8 protein-coding genes and 2 pseudogenes are annotated in these 16,969 nt (G+C 40.8%); 4 read left to right on the top strand and 6 right to left on the bottom strand.

Translation table 11 applies throughout. The annotated features are described in order from the left end of the window. Positions 1-69: 69 nt before the first annotated feature. The 4 genes and pseudogenes from HWQ40_RS06930 to HWQ40_RS06945 form a co-directional block, all read right to left on the bottom strand. Positions 70-639 (bottom strand): annotated as a pseudogene (locus HWQ40_RS06930) (HAD family hydrolase); the annotation flags it as partial. 95 nt (positions 640-734) lie between these two features. Continuing rightward, complete coding sequence (locus HWQ40_RS06935; RefSeq protein ID WP_292775952.1) at positions 735-2,249, bottom strand: thioredoxin-like domain-containing protein; 1,515 nt, start codon at positions 2,247-2,249, stop codon at positions 735-737. A 237-nt stretch (positions 2,250-2,486) separates the two neighbouring features. Then, positions 2,487-2,913, bottom strand: a pseudogene (locus HWQ40_RS06940) (hypothetical protein); the annotation flags it as partial. Positions 2,914-2,947: 34 nt separating this feature from the next. Beyond that, positions 2,948-5,929 carry a TIR domain-containing protein gene (locus HWQ40_RS06945; protein WP_292775955.1) on the bottom strand — a complete coding sequence of 994 codons (2,982 nt, stop codon included), beginning with the start codon at positions 5,927-5,929 and terminating at the stop codon, positions 2,948-2,950. A gap of 501 nt (positions 5,930-6,430) precedes the next feature. Between HWQ40_RS06945 and HWQ40_RS06950 the strand changes: the two genes are divergently transcribed. From HWQ40_RS06950 to glsA, 3 genes are all read left to right on the top strand, one after another. Further along, positions 6,431-8,878 (top strand): NACHT domain-containing protein, encoded by a 2,448-nt coding sequence (locus HWQ40_RS06950; RefSeq protein WP_292775957.1) that lies wholly within the window; start codon positions 6,431-6,433, stop codon positions 8,876-8,878. A gap of 314 nt (positions 8,879-9,192) precedes the next feature. After that, positions 9,193-9,390: a hypothetical protein gene (locus HWQ40_RS06955; RefSeq protein ID WP_292775959.1), complete on the top strand. Its 198-nt coding sequence runs from the start codon at positions 9,193-9,195 to the stop codon at positions 9,388-9,390. Between the two features lie 193 nt (positions 9,391-9,583). After that, complete coding sequence (glsA, locus tag HWQ40_RS06960) at positions 9,584-10,498, top strand: glutaminase A (RefSeq protein ID WP_292776372.1); 915 nt, start codon at positions 9,584-9,586, stop codon at positions 10,496-10,498. Here the strand turns inward: glsA and HWQ40_RS06965 are convergent. After that, positions 10,475-12,280, bottom strand: a complete 1,806-nt coding sequence (locus tag HWQ40_RS06965) for an ATP-binding protein (RefSeq protein WP_292775961.1) — start codon at positions 12,278-12,280, stop codon at positions 10,475-10,477. The two genes, glsA and HWQ40_RS06965, sit on opposite strands and share 24 nt — an antisense overlap. A 234-nt stretch (positions 12,281-12,514) precedes the next feature. After that, complete coding sequence (locus tag HWQ40_RS06970) at positions 12,515-14,173, bottom strand: hypothetical protein (RefSeq protein WP_292775965.1); 1,659 nt, start codon at positions 14,171-14,173, stop codon at positions 12,515-12,517. A gap of 536 nt (positions 14,174-14,709) precedes the next feature. Between HWQ40_RS06970 and psaA the strand changes: the two genes are divergently transcribed. After that, on the top strand, positions 14,710-16,968 hold the full coding sequence (gene psaA / locus HWQ40_RS06975; RefSeq protein ID WP_292775968.1) for a photosystem I core protein PsaA: 2,259 nt from the start codon (positions 14,710-14,712) through the stop codon (positions 16,966-16,968). Position 16,969 lies beyond the last annotated feature (1 nt).

Genomic DNA, 16,969 nt, shown 5'->3' on the forward strand with positions numbered 1-16,969 from the left:
ATTTGTAAAGTCTTTAATTACTTTTGTAGCGCCTACATTTTTTAATTTATTATCACCTATTCCAATAAAAGTAATATTCAACCGATAGGCTGCTTTTACATCCCAAACACCATCACCTACAAAAACAACTTTCTTAAATTTTTCAACTTGATAAATATTTTCTGCTTTGATAATAGCTGTCTTAATAATATCTTCTCGTGAATATGCATCATTAGCTGAAGCCAACGGAATACCTTCTATTTGTAAATTAGCTTTTTGAAGTTTTAATTTAGCAGACTCATGCCAAGCACCAGTTGCGATCGCAACACACCAATCAGGGTTTAGCTGTAATTTAGCTAATACGTTTGCAGAACCAGGAATTTCGCTGAATAAATCTTGCTTGTTAATAGATGCTTCCTGGAGTAGGCTAACAAAACGTGCTTTAAGTCTGAATAACTCTTCATCTGAAGGAAGACGTTTTAATTTTTCTTTGAAAATTTGCTGGGTGATGCCAGAATCTGTTGTGTATGTGTATTTAGTCCAATTCGTATTTATACCAAAAAGACCAAATTCCAATGCAAAAGCTTGTACAAAACAATTTTCATCAATTTTTTTGGTATTTGTTAGTGTACCATCAATATCAAAAACGACTAATTTCATACAAGCGATCGCTAAATAATATTATTCTTGAAAATTTCATAACCAGACGACTAAATCCAAAGTTCTGATTTGCACCTTTAAGGAAGGTGATTATTCTATAAATTCGGTGGAATACAAACATCTGGCGCACATAAACCAGGAAATTGAAGCGTTATTACTTCAAAAGTATTCAAATCTACGCGGCGGATAGCGTGGTTATTAGTATCACTAATATATAGATATGAATCCATAGCACTCAATCCTGAAGGTTCAAAAAAACGAGTGTTCTTACCCTGCCCATTTTGTAAACCAGCAGAACCATCTCCCAAAACTGTTTGACAATTCCCACTGGGATTTACTAATTTAATTTTATGGTTATAAGTATCTGCCACCCACAAAAAATTCTGAGCGTATTCCACTCCTAAACAGTGTTGTAAACGGACATCTTCACCTTGTCCATCTACATCGCCAAAACCAAATAAACCGCCACTACCGCAAACAGTTCTTACTTGGTACGGTTCGACAATTCCAACACCACGAATTGAACTAACTTCACTGTCCGCAATATATAATTCATGCCCATTATTAGTAATACCGCTAGGTTGGGCAAAGGCAGATTCGGTAAGTGAACCATCAATACACGCTTCTGCACCAGTACCAGCATAAGTTTTGATGATGCCAGTTTCTAAATTCATTTGCCAAATTTGATGCGCCCCAGCCATTGCAATAAATAGGGTATTTTCTACTTTCACTAAATCCCAAGGGGAATTCAGTGCGGTTTCTAACCCAGCACCGCCATGAGGATGGATATTGCGGCTTTGTTCGCCAGTTCCCGCAATAGTTTCGACTATTTGGCGCTTTAAATAAACTCGCCGCAGCGCATGATTTTCTGTATCAGCAACGTAAAGAATGTGATTTTCGGCATCAAATGCCATTCCTTGCGGTGCAAAAAATTGCGCTTCGTTAAAAGCACCATCGGTTAAGCCAGATTTTCCAGTACCAATTAAATGTAGAATTTCTCCGTCAAAACTACTTATAACTAGGCGGTGATGTCCAGAGTCAGCGATAAACAAACCTGCTTGAGTAGCCAGAACTTTACCAGGAAAAGCTAAAGGTGTGATTAATGGTTGGCGCTGTTTTTCTAAAGTCAAGCTGATTTCTTGGAAATTAATTGTGCCTTTGTTTTGGTGTTGCTGAATTAACTTTTGAATCAACTCGTCTAAAGCGTCACGATTTCCTTCACCAGAAATCTGGCCAATCACATAACCTTCTGGATCAATAATTATTAACGTAGGCCAAGCACGCACAGTATACTCTTCCCAAATCCGAAAACCGCTGTCAACTACAACAGGATGTTCAATGTCGTAGCGGAGGATGGCTTGGCGAATATTTTCTGTTTCTTTTTCGTTATCAAATTTGGCGGAGTGAACGCCGATAATAGTAAGACTATCTTTATATTTTTGTTCTAAATATTTCAGGTTTGGTAGAATATGCAGACAATTGATACAGCAGTATGTCCAAAAGTCTAAAATTACGACTCTACCTTTGATTTGTTTAAGAGACAATGGTTTATCGGTATTGAGCCAAGAGTAATTTGGTGGTAATTCTGGCGCTCTTACACGAGAAATCATAAGTATCCTTTGCTAAAGTTAGCTCATCAGTTTAACTTTAAATTTAGAGCAATTTTCCTCAGAATTTGCTGCCTTGATACACAGTTATTACACAATAAGTAAATAAGGTTAGATGAGGTAATGCTGGCATGCTGGCTTCAGTGCTATTAACACACTCAACAGCCGATCAAGTGATCGTTTTTGACTATCTGCGTTGCTTTTGAACAGTGAATAAAGCCTTCAGTATCGAGTGAATCATTCATTTCTGAATTGAGCTTCTTTTTCCCAATCTTGTTCGTGTTTTTTGGGACTGATATCGGAGGAACATTGTGCTTCCCAAGCTTGTAGTAAAGGATGCCATTTGGATAAAAGCGGACGCAATCCTCGGTTGAGGACAGCGATCGCAATTCCTCCCACTGACTCACGAGATCCACCGATATCGGGCCCTGCGTCTTTGAGGATTTGTCGGTAGTGTTAAACAGGCTGTGTAAGGATGAAAGTACTTCTCGTAACAATCCTTGGTCTTGTTCGGAATCAAGAGGTTGAATGGCAATGCGGGTAACAAGTTCTACATATAGCGAGTCGCCTTACGTTCTGTGGAGTCGGGTTCTCATTCTGTCCCACCAATATCAAAGGGGAAGTTAACAGATACTTTCTTTAATTTTGCTGGATTTGGTTTGGGCATCGGTAGATTTCTGGGTTGATGGTGGGGTTGATTATTAGCAATTGAGTGAATTGATATCTATAATTACTTGTATTAGCTTTTCTAAAGGTTCCTTCTCATAAACATTCTCAACAAAACGTACCCAATTTAATTCCTTGAGAAATAGTAGCCTTGGATGATTTGGGATCTCAGTAACACCGGGTAACAAAACTGGAATTAAAGGCAGACCTTCGTTAACCCGTCGGTTGGTCAATAATAACAATTCTTCTTGTTGCCATTTTCCCAAACCATTAAGACTAATAAAGAAAGCACCAGATTTAACTTGCTGGATTCCTTTCTGTATAGCATCTTGAAAGCTCTTTCCGGCAGGAATCGCCTTTTTATCCAGCCAGGGATTCAAACCCCGCTGTCGCAGTTGGTTAGCGATTGCTTCTATTAGAAGTTCGTCTTTACTATTGTGAGATAAAAAGACATCAAAATCATTGGTGGCAACTTTGCCTTGAATGATAGAAGTAGCTGTGTCAATCTCACGCTGCTTATCAGCCGCTTTATCCATCTGCGGAGTCATCACAGTCTGATCTGCTGTCAGGCGTTCCTCACCATCTAGTAGGGAAATACGAGTGTCGCAGACGCTACAATTAATCCAGTTATTGCGCTCTCGCCTGCGTATCGCTTGTAATTCACTAACTGGTGTTTTGCAGTCCGAACAAACAAAAATGCGGCGGCGACGGATACTTTCTGGCAAAGCTCGCCGCTTCAGGTGGGTATGCACGTACTCTTCAAAGTGCAGCCTTGTCTCCTCACTCGCTTTTGGCTTAAAGAACAGAGTTAACTCCGCTTTTCCTTCCTCAATATGGCGCAGCCAGATGCCACACTCTCCGACCTTGGCTGTGAACATAGCAGCATTTTTCCACATTTCTTTGCGTTTAAAAATTTCGCTGCGAGACAAACGTACTGCCAAAGTGGTATACACATTTAATACAGCCCCCTCAAACTCAAAAATCACCGCTTTCCCTTCAGGATCGGGAGCTTCTGGCCATTCGCGGGTGAACTGGGAGGGGAAAACCAGCTCAGTCTGCTCTCGCAAAGCAATTTCACGAGTTAATAATTCTTTTACCGTGGCAATTAACAGCAATTTCTCCTGTTCTTTATCGGCGATGCGTTCATCTTGTGGCATCCGAAACTGCCCCGCGAGTACCTTTTCTTCGACAATACAACCCATACCCTCTGGTTCATCTTTGGCGGCGTTTACAATTGCTGAGGCGTAAGCATCCAATAGTTCCGGTTGCAAAAGAATTAGATTGCCAAAGCTGAGTCTACGGATTAAATCCCGCGACTCCACTAGCCGAATGCAAGTTTCAAACTTGTCTCGCACTTCTTTGGAATCAGCAAGAGCATTGTTGCTTTGCAAGAAGGCACGGCACAGGTCATCTACTTGAGATAACAGCCTTTTTGATTTTTTTTCTTGAATTAAAAAAACTTTGATTTTCTGAAATAGTTCTGTAGAAATTACCTTTGGTAAATCCTCCCAGTCAATAGCGTTGCAAATGACTGTAGCTAGTTCCTTGATTCCCAATCCTTCCTTGGCGCTAGTCTCAAAGTAACCATCAAAACCAAGTTCGCTAACTAAAGTATTGATGCGTGCCTTAGAAACACCGATGCTACCCCGATCTACACGGGCGGATACTAAAAATTTTTTCAAAGCGATCGCGGAATTACCTGGCAAATTTTGTGCTTGCCGTAAGGCACGGTTCCAGTAATAGACTCCTGCAAAAGGATCAGTTTCACTGCGCGCATCAAATACAATCAAGGCGATCACTACTTCATTCAAATGTAATTGGTGAATCAAACGATAACCAGGCTGTCCTGCTAAGTCCCATAACAGTATTTCCCGCAATTCTTTGCGATCGTCACCTAGCTGCAACTCCTGTGTGTCGAAAGTCCAAACATGACGACCGTGAGTTGATTCTGTAGGGACAAACTTTTGATTAGTCAGCACTAAACTCAATCCCGACTTACCTACACCACTCTCACCCACAAGTACTACCTTGGCGTTTCTGTATAGATCAGAGGGATTAGTAGGAGACGTATTCAACATAACTTTCGCGTCGATTTTCCAAATACGGATAACGGTGTCCGCTTCCCCCAGAGTCGCCAAGATGGGTTTTGTTGGGTGAAAAGCTAACCCAAAAGGCAGTGATTTAGAAGTTGCTTCCTTCAGCACTGTCAAAGTTTCCCAAGGATCGAAGTGCCAGAGACGAACAGTACCATCAGAAGATTTAGAAGCCAGAAATTTACCATCATGAGAGAATTCCACACAATTTACCGATCCTGTATGTCCTTCCAATACAAATAATGTCTGTACTGTCTGGGGATTCCATAGCCGAATTGTGTTGTCAAGAGAAGCTGATGCTAGTAGGGTTCCATCTGGTGACCATGCAACACTGTAAACATCACCAGAATGTCCTTTCAGAGTTTTTTTCAGTTGTTTTGTCTCTTTGTCCCAAAGACGAATCGTGCTGTCGTGAGAAGCAGATGCCAAGACTTTTCCATCTGGCGACCATACCAAACTATTTACTTGTCCTGAATGTCCTTCAATGGTTTCACTTTTTCTGGTTTTAATATCCATCAAATTAATCGACCAATCATCACCTGTACCACCAGCAGCAACTATCGTCTCATTCGGTGACCATGCCATACACAAGCACACACCTGTATGCATGGAAGATTTTCGTATCAATTTGCCAGTATCCGTTCTCCAAACTCGAATGGTATTATCAGCCGAACCGGAGGCAATATATTGACTATCCGGTGACCAGACAATTGTCCAAACCCGTCCATTGTGTCCTTTAAGATTATGAATGCATTGACCAGTTTCTAAATTCCAAAGTTTAATTGTGCGATCAAATGATGCCGATGCCAATGTCTTGCCATCTGGTGACCATTCCACCCGACTAATTAACCCATCATGTCCGTAAAGCTTATATTTTAGTTCCCAACCAAAAGGTATTTCGCTGTCGCTGCCTTGATTTGTCATTTGAATTTTTTATACCGCCAATTAAGTAGTAAAATTTGCATTCAAAAACATATCCAAAGTGTGCTATGCACATATCTAGCTGATTGACTGGATTTCCGAGAATATATATTAGCTATGCAGTATTCTTTTGTCCTCGGTTCAAGGATTTATAGATGAAATAGTTGTTATTAGTATCAGAGAAGACTTCTATTTTATCTGATTATATAATTTTTAACGGATGACAATGGTTTGTATTATGTGATTTTTCTTAATAAGATGCTTAATCATTTTTATAAATTTTTATAAATGCTTTTTTGGGAAACAAAAGGTAATTAGCGGCAATTAGCGGCAATTTATTATAGATATTCTTTTTTCAGACTAAGATTAGAAATAGTGCAATTGAAAAGTAATCAAAATCATGTTTGTTAATTAATTTGTAATTTTGCGGAAAAATAAAATTATAATTGGAAGTTGTAATAGGGCGTTGATTCTTGCATAATCCAGAACCAGGGGAATTCTATAATGGACAAACTAAGCTCAATGTATCACAAAGAGCAGTCTTTATCTTTATCCAAACTTAAAATCAGCCAAAAGGAGGAAGAGATGGCAGCAATTCAAGTGGAACAAGAGATTTTTCAATTATTGAGACAAGCATACTCTGAAAAATTTGGAAGTTCACCAAGTTCTTTAATTAATAGGTTAAACCATCTCTTTAGAGAAGAATTAATAGATGAAAGCGAGAATCTAATTGCAGATCGAACAATTCGTGCTTTTTTTAATTCTTCTGTGCCTCCAAAAATGCAAGAGAAAAATCTTAATTACTTATGTAGTGTACTTTTAGACCAAACAAGCTATAGAGAAGCGTTAAGGCAACATATTAATATTAAGTCCGATCTGGAAGGAGATTGGCTAGATCCTTACTGGAAGCATCTCGATAGAAAGTGCAAAACGATGCGGGTATTGGATATGAATGAACCAATACTTATAGATAGCATTTATGTGAGATTTAATATTCTTAAAAATATTCAAGGACGTAGGCAGCAAACTATTCAGTATTTACTAAATAGTAGTTTAGAAAATGAGCCTAATAATAAAACTGTTAAACGCTTCCCTTTTTCGGGGAATGAAGAGCATGTGCCAGCATTAGAAGCTGCAATTCAACACCGGAAACTCATGATATTAGGAAAACCAGGAGCAGGTAAGACAACATTCTTAAAATATTTAGCTATTCATTTTCCAGCCGAAAAATCCAAGGAGAATATTATACCAATTTTTATTGCTTTGCGAGATATATCAGATAATGAAAGAAAAATTAGTTTAGTAGATGCATTAATTCAAGAATTTACTAATTATATTCCTAACTCAGAAAATACTGTTAGGAAGTTATTAGAACGTGGACAGTGCTTAATTTTATTAGATGGCTTGGATGAAATAAAAGCGGACAATAATAATATTTGTCGCCAAATTGATCAACTTACCGAACAATTTCCAGATAATCGATTCATAATTACTTGCCGAAGTGCAGCTTGTGATTATGTTTTTAATAATTTTACAGAAGTAGAAATTGCAGATTTTGAACGTGAAGAGATCGAGATATTTGTAAGAAATTGGTTTCAAGCTCGTGGAGAGCAAAATATTTGCGATCGCTTTCTAGAAAAATTAGAAGAAAATCAACAAGTTAAAGAATTAGCAACAAATCCTTTATTGTTGACAATTTTATGTTTGACCTTTGAAGATAACTACGATTTTTCCAGCAATCGCTATGGATTATATGCAGATGCAGTAGATACTCTTTTGAGAAGATGGGATGCTAGTCGTCGCATAGAACGTCAACCTAATTTTCATCTATCACGGCAGCGAAAAATTAATATGTTTAGTGAAATAGCTTATGAAGGATTAAGTCATAAACCTCCAAAATTTTTATGGACACAGTGGGAATTACAAGACCAAATTGCTAAATTTTTGAAAAATGTTAATTTCGAGATAGACACTCAGCAAATTCTCAAGCTCATTGAAGCTAACTATGGATTACTAATTCAGCAAGCTAAAGGTATTTATTCTTTTTCTCATTTAACTTTTCAAGAATATTTTGCTGCTGAATATATAGTAGAGAACCGCCAACCGGAATTTTTTAAAGCTTTTGTTGAACAAAACCTCTTAGAACAACAATGGCGAGAAGTATTCATTTTAATTACTGAAAGATTGAGAAATGCGGATGAATTTTTAAAATTGATGTTTAGATGTATCAATGACATTGTAAAAAACAGTCAAGAATTACAATCTATGCTCAAGTGGCTACATAAGATGACTGTTGATGCTGATATTTCATCTAGTGGGTGGAGAGCTTATTACTTAGCTATTGATTTAGACGTAGAACTTTATATTAGTCAAGACATTCAAATTGAACGCCCTCTTTTTGGTAAATTGGCAACAGAGTTGAGAAATTATAATAAAAAAAATAAAAAATTAACTCGTCCGCAACCAAAGGCTTTACTCATTTCTCGATTAGTAGCTATTCATGCTTTAGCTATAGATCGCGCTAATGGTAAACATGTTCAAAAAACTGATTTTACCCGTCAACGCTTAGAATTTAGTGACGATTTGGATATAGATATTAATAAAAAACTAAGTTTCGCAATTGAGAAAGCAAAAGAAGTAAAGATAACTGATTTAGTTAGCGAATTGATAGATTTACAAGGTCGTTATCCTGCTATTGATGCTTCTAGCTCAGAATGGAAAACATGGGCAGAATATCTGCAACAACTTATGGTTACTCATCTTGATGTTGGTTACAGCATTGATCTGCCAGCAGATGATGTTAAAGCTTTAGAGGAATATATTTATGCAAATTATTTACTACTAGAGTGTATTTCTGGAGAGAATAATTCCTCGAGAAGCCTGAGAGATGCAATTATTGATAATTTGCTACTACCTCAAGATGAAATTCCAACTCATTTATTAAGTATTTGAGCTTTTATTAAGCATATTTTAGACAGAACCTTACCTGATATCTTGCACCATTCTCAATAAGCTCCGAGTGGACACTGCACATAAGGTAAATATAAGGGTTTGACCGAAAATTAGGCAGTGTCCACCCTACGAAAATCGTGATAACTTTATAAATAACCTTTCAATAGAGTTAATTTATGTGTATAATTAAATACAATTTAACTGTTATTTGAGGAAAATGCCGCTTATTACCGCTTGTTGCCGCATATTGCCATAAGAGTTTATACTTAAGTAAGCATTCTGATACGCGTCTGCAAGTAAGGTAAGGCTTAGTTATGTCGAAGAAAGACAATAACACTAAACAACCTGTAAAATTCTGCAACCACAAACCTGGCGACCCCTGGGAAGAAGAAGGTTGTTGTGGAGAGTTAGAAGCAATTAATCAGCTTCAAGGAAATCAGATAGTTAATGAAGAAACTGGAAAACTAACTCAACAAGCTGAAGAAGATAATTTTAGTCAGATACTAATTTAGTAAGGTAACGCCGTGTGCGACTTTATCTCAAGCCTAACCCCCAACCTCTTCCCTACGAGGGAGGGGGAGCAAGAATCGAAGCCTCTCCCCGAAACAGAGAGAGTAATGGAAGCGGGATTCCAAGAATAAGTCGCACATCGCGTAAGGTACTTCTTGTATCTTGTTAAAAAAACCTCTGCATCTTGCATCACTGTTGAAAAGACTTACAAGATTAACTAATACTGAATTATTAGCTTGCATACAGCAAACCACATCCCAGGCTGACCAAGGAAAAGTAAGCGATCGCATTCCGCAACTAGCTTTAGCCGATCCTGGTTGGTTTGCAATTCATATCTGCTGTAAATCGGGGAAAAATATCAGCTTTGGCGATACAGCTTGTGTCTTCCCGCTAATGAGCGTGATTAAGACATTTTCTCTACTTTATCTGCTAGAACATCTAGGAGCAGAAAAGGTTTTCGGGTGGGTTGGGGTTGAACCATCGGATGCACCCTTCAATTGTTTAGAACAATTAATTAGCGATCGCGGCTATCCCCGCAACCCCATGATTAATAGTGGGGCAATTACTTTGTCTGATAAGTTACCAGGAAAGGACGCGAACGAACGCACTCTTTTATTTTGTCAATGGCTCAACCAATTAGCAGGTTGCCAACTAGATTTAGATGAGGTAATGCTGGCTTCAGTGAGATTAACCCGCTCAAAAGCCAATGAAGCGATCGCTAATTATCTCGCCCAAGCTGGTCATCTAGAAAATATTGAAATAGCACTTGACACTTATGAGCAAATATGCTGTCTATCTGGGCGAGTTGAAGATTTAGCTCTGTTAGGAAAACTCTTAGCTTTTGACAATGGCTGTATATCACCACAAAACCGCCGAATTGTCAACGCTGTAATGTCAACTTGTGGACTGTACGAAGCTTCTGCCGAGTTTGCCGTCAAAATTGGTCTACCGATGAAATCTGGGATTGGTGGTGGACTTTTGGCAATAGTACCAGGAGAGGGAGCGATCGCTTGTTATAGTCCAGCTTTAGATAGGGTAGGAAATCCGGTAGCAGGACTTGTTTTTGTTGAGGCTCTAGCACAAGAGTTACAGTTGAGTATCTTTGGGTAAATATTGCTTTTGGACGGGGAGAGAAATGGTAAATTCTGTACCACTACCCACCTCAGATTTACAAATTAGTCGTCCTCCATGTTTTTCGACGACAATCTGATGACTAATTGAAAGTCCCATACCAGTGCCAACACCTGTTGGTTTAGTGGTAAAGAACATCTCAAAAATTTTCTCTTGAGTCTCTGGGGCAATACCAGAACCGTTATCAGCAATACGGACAACTACCCAGTTTTTGTCTTGAAGTTCGGTAGCGATCGTAATTCGTGGGTAGTCCTGAGTATTGTGCTGTTCCTCCAAAGCATCAAGCGCATTGTTGATAATGTTCATAAACACTTGATAAAGCGAGCTAGAAAAACCTTCAATGTTAGGAATATCACCGTAGCAGCGCTCAATCGTAATCCCTTTTTTGATCCGGTTATTGAGAATGAGTAGTGTACTCTCAATACATTCATGCAAATTGACTGCATGAGCTTCTGCTTCATCTAAACGAGAGAAGTTTTTCAAACTCAAGACAATTTGGCGGACGCGATCGGCGCCGAACTTCATTGACTGCAAAACTTTAGGTAAATCTTCTTCCACAAATTCTGCATCAATTTCGGTGGCGTGGTCTTGTACCGCTAGAGGTGGACTAGGTACTTCTTGGCGATAGGTTTGTAACAATGCTAATAAATCGTCTACATGCTCAATAGCAGGATCTAAATTGCCGTAGATAAAATTTACCGGATTATTAATTTCATGGGCAATGCCAGCTACCATTCGTCCTAAACTAGACATTTTCTCACTTTGAAGCAATTGCGCTTCTTGCATTTGCTGCTGACGAAAGGCAGCTGCTTGCTGTTCTTCCAGTAAGCATTTAACCCTGTGCAAAACTTGGTTAAATGCAGTAGCAAGTATGCCAATTTCATCTGTGGTTATGACGGGTGCTTGCAGATCAAAGTTAGATTCTTTGGTGACTCGCTGCGCTACATTCGTCAGCACTTCGACGGGATGGGTAATGGTTCGACTCGTCAAAAAAGCTAAAAGAGTAGCAATTACTGCTGACAACAGAATGCTAACAACAATAATTTGAATCCGTATTTGTGCTACTGTCTTGAACGTCGTCGTTGCTGCTTGTAATTCCTCATAAGAGGTATTAATGACAGTAACCAGTTCATCGGAGATACCATCAAACTTAAGTGCTAACTCACTATTGGTAAACTTCAACAGTCGTCGTTGAGCGATCGCAATTTTATCGTCAGTTACAGAGTATAAATCGAGTTGCTGAAATAGTTCCTCAAGTTGCTGGATATAAGTTTGTGTTATACCTTCATAAGTTTTTAGAAGCAGGGGAATATTTTCAGTGTGTTTTTGGTTCGCATAATCGACAGTTTTTATATACGTTTGGAGTTCCAACCAAACCTGCTTAATTTCAGGTGCATGTGTATTAGTTATGTGGGCATATTCCTCTTTGTACAGCTTTAGATTTGCCACTAAGGGAATGAGTTGCTGCTGGTGCGTCCGGGTTTGCAGGATACTTGTCTGAAGGCGATAGAGCAAATTGATTTCCTTAAAGGCATTTTGTTGCTGCTGCAACGCCTGTTGCTGATAGCGATCTCCTAAAATTAACCCAATTGTGGTTCCGACAATTCCCACACCGAGGGCAAGACTGTAGCCAAATTTAATTTTGTTGCCAATACTCAGACCGTTGGTAATTTTTGAGAACCACCCTTTTCGGCTCGATTGGACGACGGCGATATCACCGGAAACTGATGGAAAATCTGAATCTGGAGTCTGGAAAGCCATATTAATCCTAAGTAAGCAATAAGAGTCAATCCTTACTTAGAATTCCCTAGTTATTCAGCAAAAGCAAAATTTTTGAAACCAAGATTTGCTCGTTTCCTCCGTGTCCTCTTCTCCAATGAGAGCTTACGCTCAATATCCGTCAGAGAACTGTCGTCAACTCACGCGCAATTCATCTCATCACCTTCCAACGGCAACGGTGAGAGGCTTCTTGCTGTTTTAGCTAAATCCTGTTTTTTATGGCTGTTGCACTTGTTTTTCGGGTAATTCAGCAGACGGAGGTGTTGGCGTTACTGTTGGCTGTGGTTCTAGTGTTGGCGTAATAATTTCTGGTGCTGGAGACTCAATAATCTCTGGCAGCGTTGGTGGCAAACTAGGAGATGGCGCAACTGTTACCTGGGGAGTAGGTGTCTTGGCCGTTCGACGATTAAAAAACCCACCAAATCTAGAAGATTTTTTTGGCTGAGGCGTTACTTTTTCGGGTAACGGCGTTGATTCAGGAGTTGGCGTTACCGTTGGTTGTGGTTCTAGTGTTGGCGTAATAATTTCTGGTGTCGGAGACTCAATAATCTCTGGCAGTGTGGGTGGCAAACTAGGAGATGGTGCAACTGGTGCTTCTGGGGTGGGAACTTTACCAGCCCCACGGTTAAAAAATCCACCAAATCTAGGTTTTGTTGGCTGAGGCGCAACTTTTTCGGGTAACGGCGTTGATTCAGGAGTTGGTGTTACTTCCGGCTGTGGTTCTGGTGCTGGAGACTCAATAATTTCTGGTGGCGTTGGGGACAAGCTGGGAGATGGTGCAGCCGTTGGAACTTCTAATTTTGGTTTTTCTGGCCGTGTTTTGGATTGTTCTGGAATTTCAGTTTCAGGAATAGGCTGTATTTGGGGTGTTTTTTCAACAGAAGGTGTGGGTGTGGGTTTAGGTGCAAGTTTATAATTCGGGTCTACAATAGGGCGCACCTCAGCTGCTGTGAGTTCTCCTCTGACAATTCTCGACAGAGTGTCTTTACCTTTTGGCTGGTAGTCAATCAATCTAACTGTAGTATTAAAAGCATTTTTGACAGCATTTCCCTGATTATCGAGAAATTCTAGCTTTACCCAGTTTTTCCCTGGATGGAAGCCTTTAAGGTAGACTGCTTGCCAGCGATCAAAAATAAAACTTTCACCATTAATAGTGGAGCGAATGCGCCAATCACTGAACTTGTCGTTGGGGTTTTCCTTAGCAACGAGGTGGAGAGGAGCATTAGTTAGGTAAAAGTCCAGTAAAATTGGTTCTGCTCCGTAGCTACTTTGAGGACGACTGTAAGTTAGCAGGGGTAATTTAGGATCTGGGGTGTTGTCGTCGGTTTTGGTGAAGACGTGAAATGTTGTTTGGGCATAAGCACCCTCATTCTTAAAGCTTTCATGCCAAGGACGAGAAGCAAAAACACGCAGGGTATGACTACCTGGAGACAAGTCTGGCAAAACCAAGGGCTGATTCAGGTCGTAAATAGGTATATAAGGTTGATTATCCAGAATTACGTGTAGATGTGGACCCAGTTGTAATTGTGGGTCTTTAAATATTGGTAGATCCTTAACCTGAAAACTGGCTGTGACTTTGTTATCTTGAAGAACTTCATCAATTTTTGGAGTAACAATTGTCACTTGTGGCTGATAAACTTCCAAAATTGTCCGCAGTTCTTGAATAACAGATGGAGGGGAAACTTCCGAAAATTGCTTTGAAATTTGAGAAATCTGTGGGGAGTTTTCTTTATAGCCAGTAGATACTTCCTGGCTGTCGGCTTTCTCGCCGCAACTGGTCAAGTGTAATACCAGCACCAATGTCATTACCCACCTGAGAATCGGGAACCTCTGAGGGAGGAGCTTCTCTAACACCCTTTTCTGCCACGAGTTCATGCGTTACACCCAGTGATAGTCTTCGACAATTGACAGATTATTTTGGCTCAAACTGTCCATCTGGAACTATAGCCCAAAAGGTGAAATCTACCTCATATCCCATAGGTTTTCCTTTGTATCTCATAAAATTTTAAAATAAGTCATATTCTTTACAGCGTTTTACTTGCAAAATTGAAATATGACATAAATGTTCATGAGTAATAGCAGTAAAAGTTGGGACATCGGCTACATACAGCCAAACCATAAATTTTACGAATTGTTATTGTTTGTAAATTAAATAGATAAACTATTGACTTTTGGACAAAAAGTTTGAAGTTAAAAGCCAGTTAAGGCATGAATTCCAGCAATATTCGAGCAAGTTTGAATTATTGTTAAAATATCTCTAACAATGTACAAGTGAAGACTTTATAATTCAACGAGAAACAACTCTCCACATAGGGTCTTCATCGCGGCTTCAGTAAAATTCTGGAGTATGCGACTAAGCTTTACATTGTGGGATTCATGATTCCTCATTCCTGATCAAGAGAGGAGGTCGAATGACAATAAGTCCTCCGGAGCGAGAGGAAAAACAGGCAAGAATAATCGTCGATAACGACCCGGTTCCTACCTCTTTCGAGAGATGGGCACAACCTGGGCACTTTGACAGATCCTTAGCCAGAGGTCCAAAAACCACCACATGGATTTGGAACCTGCACGCACTCGCCCATGATTTTGATACACATACAAGCGATTTAGAAGACATCTCCCGCAAGATATTCTCAGCCCACTTCGGCCACCTGGCTGTAGTGACCATCTGGTTGAGCGGGATGATTTTCCACGGCGCGAAGTTTTCTAACTACGAAGCTTGGTTAAGCGACCCGTTAAACGTTAAGCCAAGTGCTCAAGTTGTTTGGCCCATTGTCGGGCAAGACATTTTAAACGGTGATGTTGGCGGTGGTTTCCACGGTATTCAAATCACCTCCGGTTTGTTCCAAGTATGGCGTGGCTGGGGGATTACAAACTCCTTCCAGCTTTACGTAACTGCGATCGGTGGATTGGTATTAGCAGGCTTGTTCCTATTTGCCGGCTGGTTCCACTACCACAAGCGCGCTCCCAAACTGGAATGGTTCCAGAATGTGGAGTCGATGCTGAATCACCACTTGCAAGTACTGCTAGGTTGTGGTTCCTTGGGATGGGCAGGTCACTTAATCCACGTGTCCGCACCGACCAACAAGCTTTTGGATGCAGGCGTTGCTCTCAAAGACATACCCCTGCCCCACGAGTTCATCTTGAACAAAGACTTGTTGACCGAACTGTACCCTGGCTTTGCAGCTGGTTTAGCACCTTTCTTCACCTTGAACTGGGGTCAGTATGCTGACTTCCTTACCTTCAAGGGCGGTCTGAACCCGGTAACAGGCGGCTTGTGGTTGACTGATATTTCTCATCACCACTTAGCGATCGCAGTTCTCTTTATCGTTGCTGGTCATCAGTACCGTACCAACTGGGGTATTGGTCACAGCATTAAAGAGATCCTAGAAAACCACAAAGGTCCTTTCACCGGTGAAGGTCACAAAGGTCTCTACGAAAACCTGACCACATCCTGGCACGCTCAGTTGGCTACTAACTTGGCCTTCTTGGGTTCGCTGACCATCATCATCGCGCATCACATGTACGCGATGCCCCCCTATCCATATTTGGCAACTGACTACGCTACGCAGTTGTGCATATTCACTCACCATATTTGGATCGGTGGCTTCTTGATTGTTGGTGGAGCGGCTCACGCTGCTATCTTCATGGTGCGGGATTACGATCCAGTTGTGAATCAAAACAACTTGCTGGATCGGGTGATTCGTCACCGTGACGCGATTATTTCTCACCTGAACTGGGTGTCTATTTTCCTCGGCTTCCATAGCTTTGGACTTTACATCCACAACGACACAATGCGTGCATTGGGTCGTCCTCAAGACTTGTTCTCTGATACAGGGATTCAATTGCAGCCAGTATTTGCCCAGTGGATACAAAATATTCACGCCTTGGCTCCTGGTACAACTGCACCCAATGCCCTAGAACCAGTTAGCTATGTCTTTGGCGGCGGTATATTGGCTGTTGGCGGTAAAGTGGCAGCTGCACCCATTGTTTTGGGCACAGCGGACTTCCTAATTCACCACATTCACGCTTTCACCATTCACGTCACCGTCCTAATTTTGCTTAAAGGTGTGCTGTACGCCCGTAGCTCTCGTCTGATTCCAGACAAGGCAAACTTGGGCTTCCGCTTCCCTTGCGACGGCCCCGGTCGTGGCGGTACCTGTCAAGTATCTGGTTGGGATCACGTATTCCTCGGACTCTTCTGGATGTACAACTCCATATCGATTGTAATTTTCCACTTCAGCTGGAAGATGCAATCAGATGTATGGGGAACCGTAGATGCAGATGGTACTGTAACTCATATCACTGGTGGTAACTTCGCCCAAAGTGCAATTACCATCAACGGTTGGTTGCGAGACTTCTTGTGGGCACAAGCTACACAAGTCATCAATTCCTATGGCAGCGCGCTATCTGCCTATGGTCTACTCTTCTTAGGCGCTCACTTTGTCTGGGCATTCAGTTTGATGTTCCTGTTCAGTGGTCGCGGCTACTGGCAAGAACTGATTGAGTCCATTGTTTGGGCGCATAACAAACTGAAGGTAGCACCAGCAATTCAGCCTCGCGCTCTGAGCATTATTCAGGGTCGGGCTGTAGGGGTAGCTCACTACCTCTTGGGAGGAATTGCCACAACTTGGGCATTCTTCCATGCACACATCCTTTCAGTAGGGTAGC

It is taken from the genome of Nostoc sp. NMS9 (genome assembly GCF_017114995.1).
Taxonomy (GTDB): Bacteria; Cyanobacteriota; Cyanobacteriia; order Cyanobacteriales; family Nostocaceae; genus Nostoc.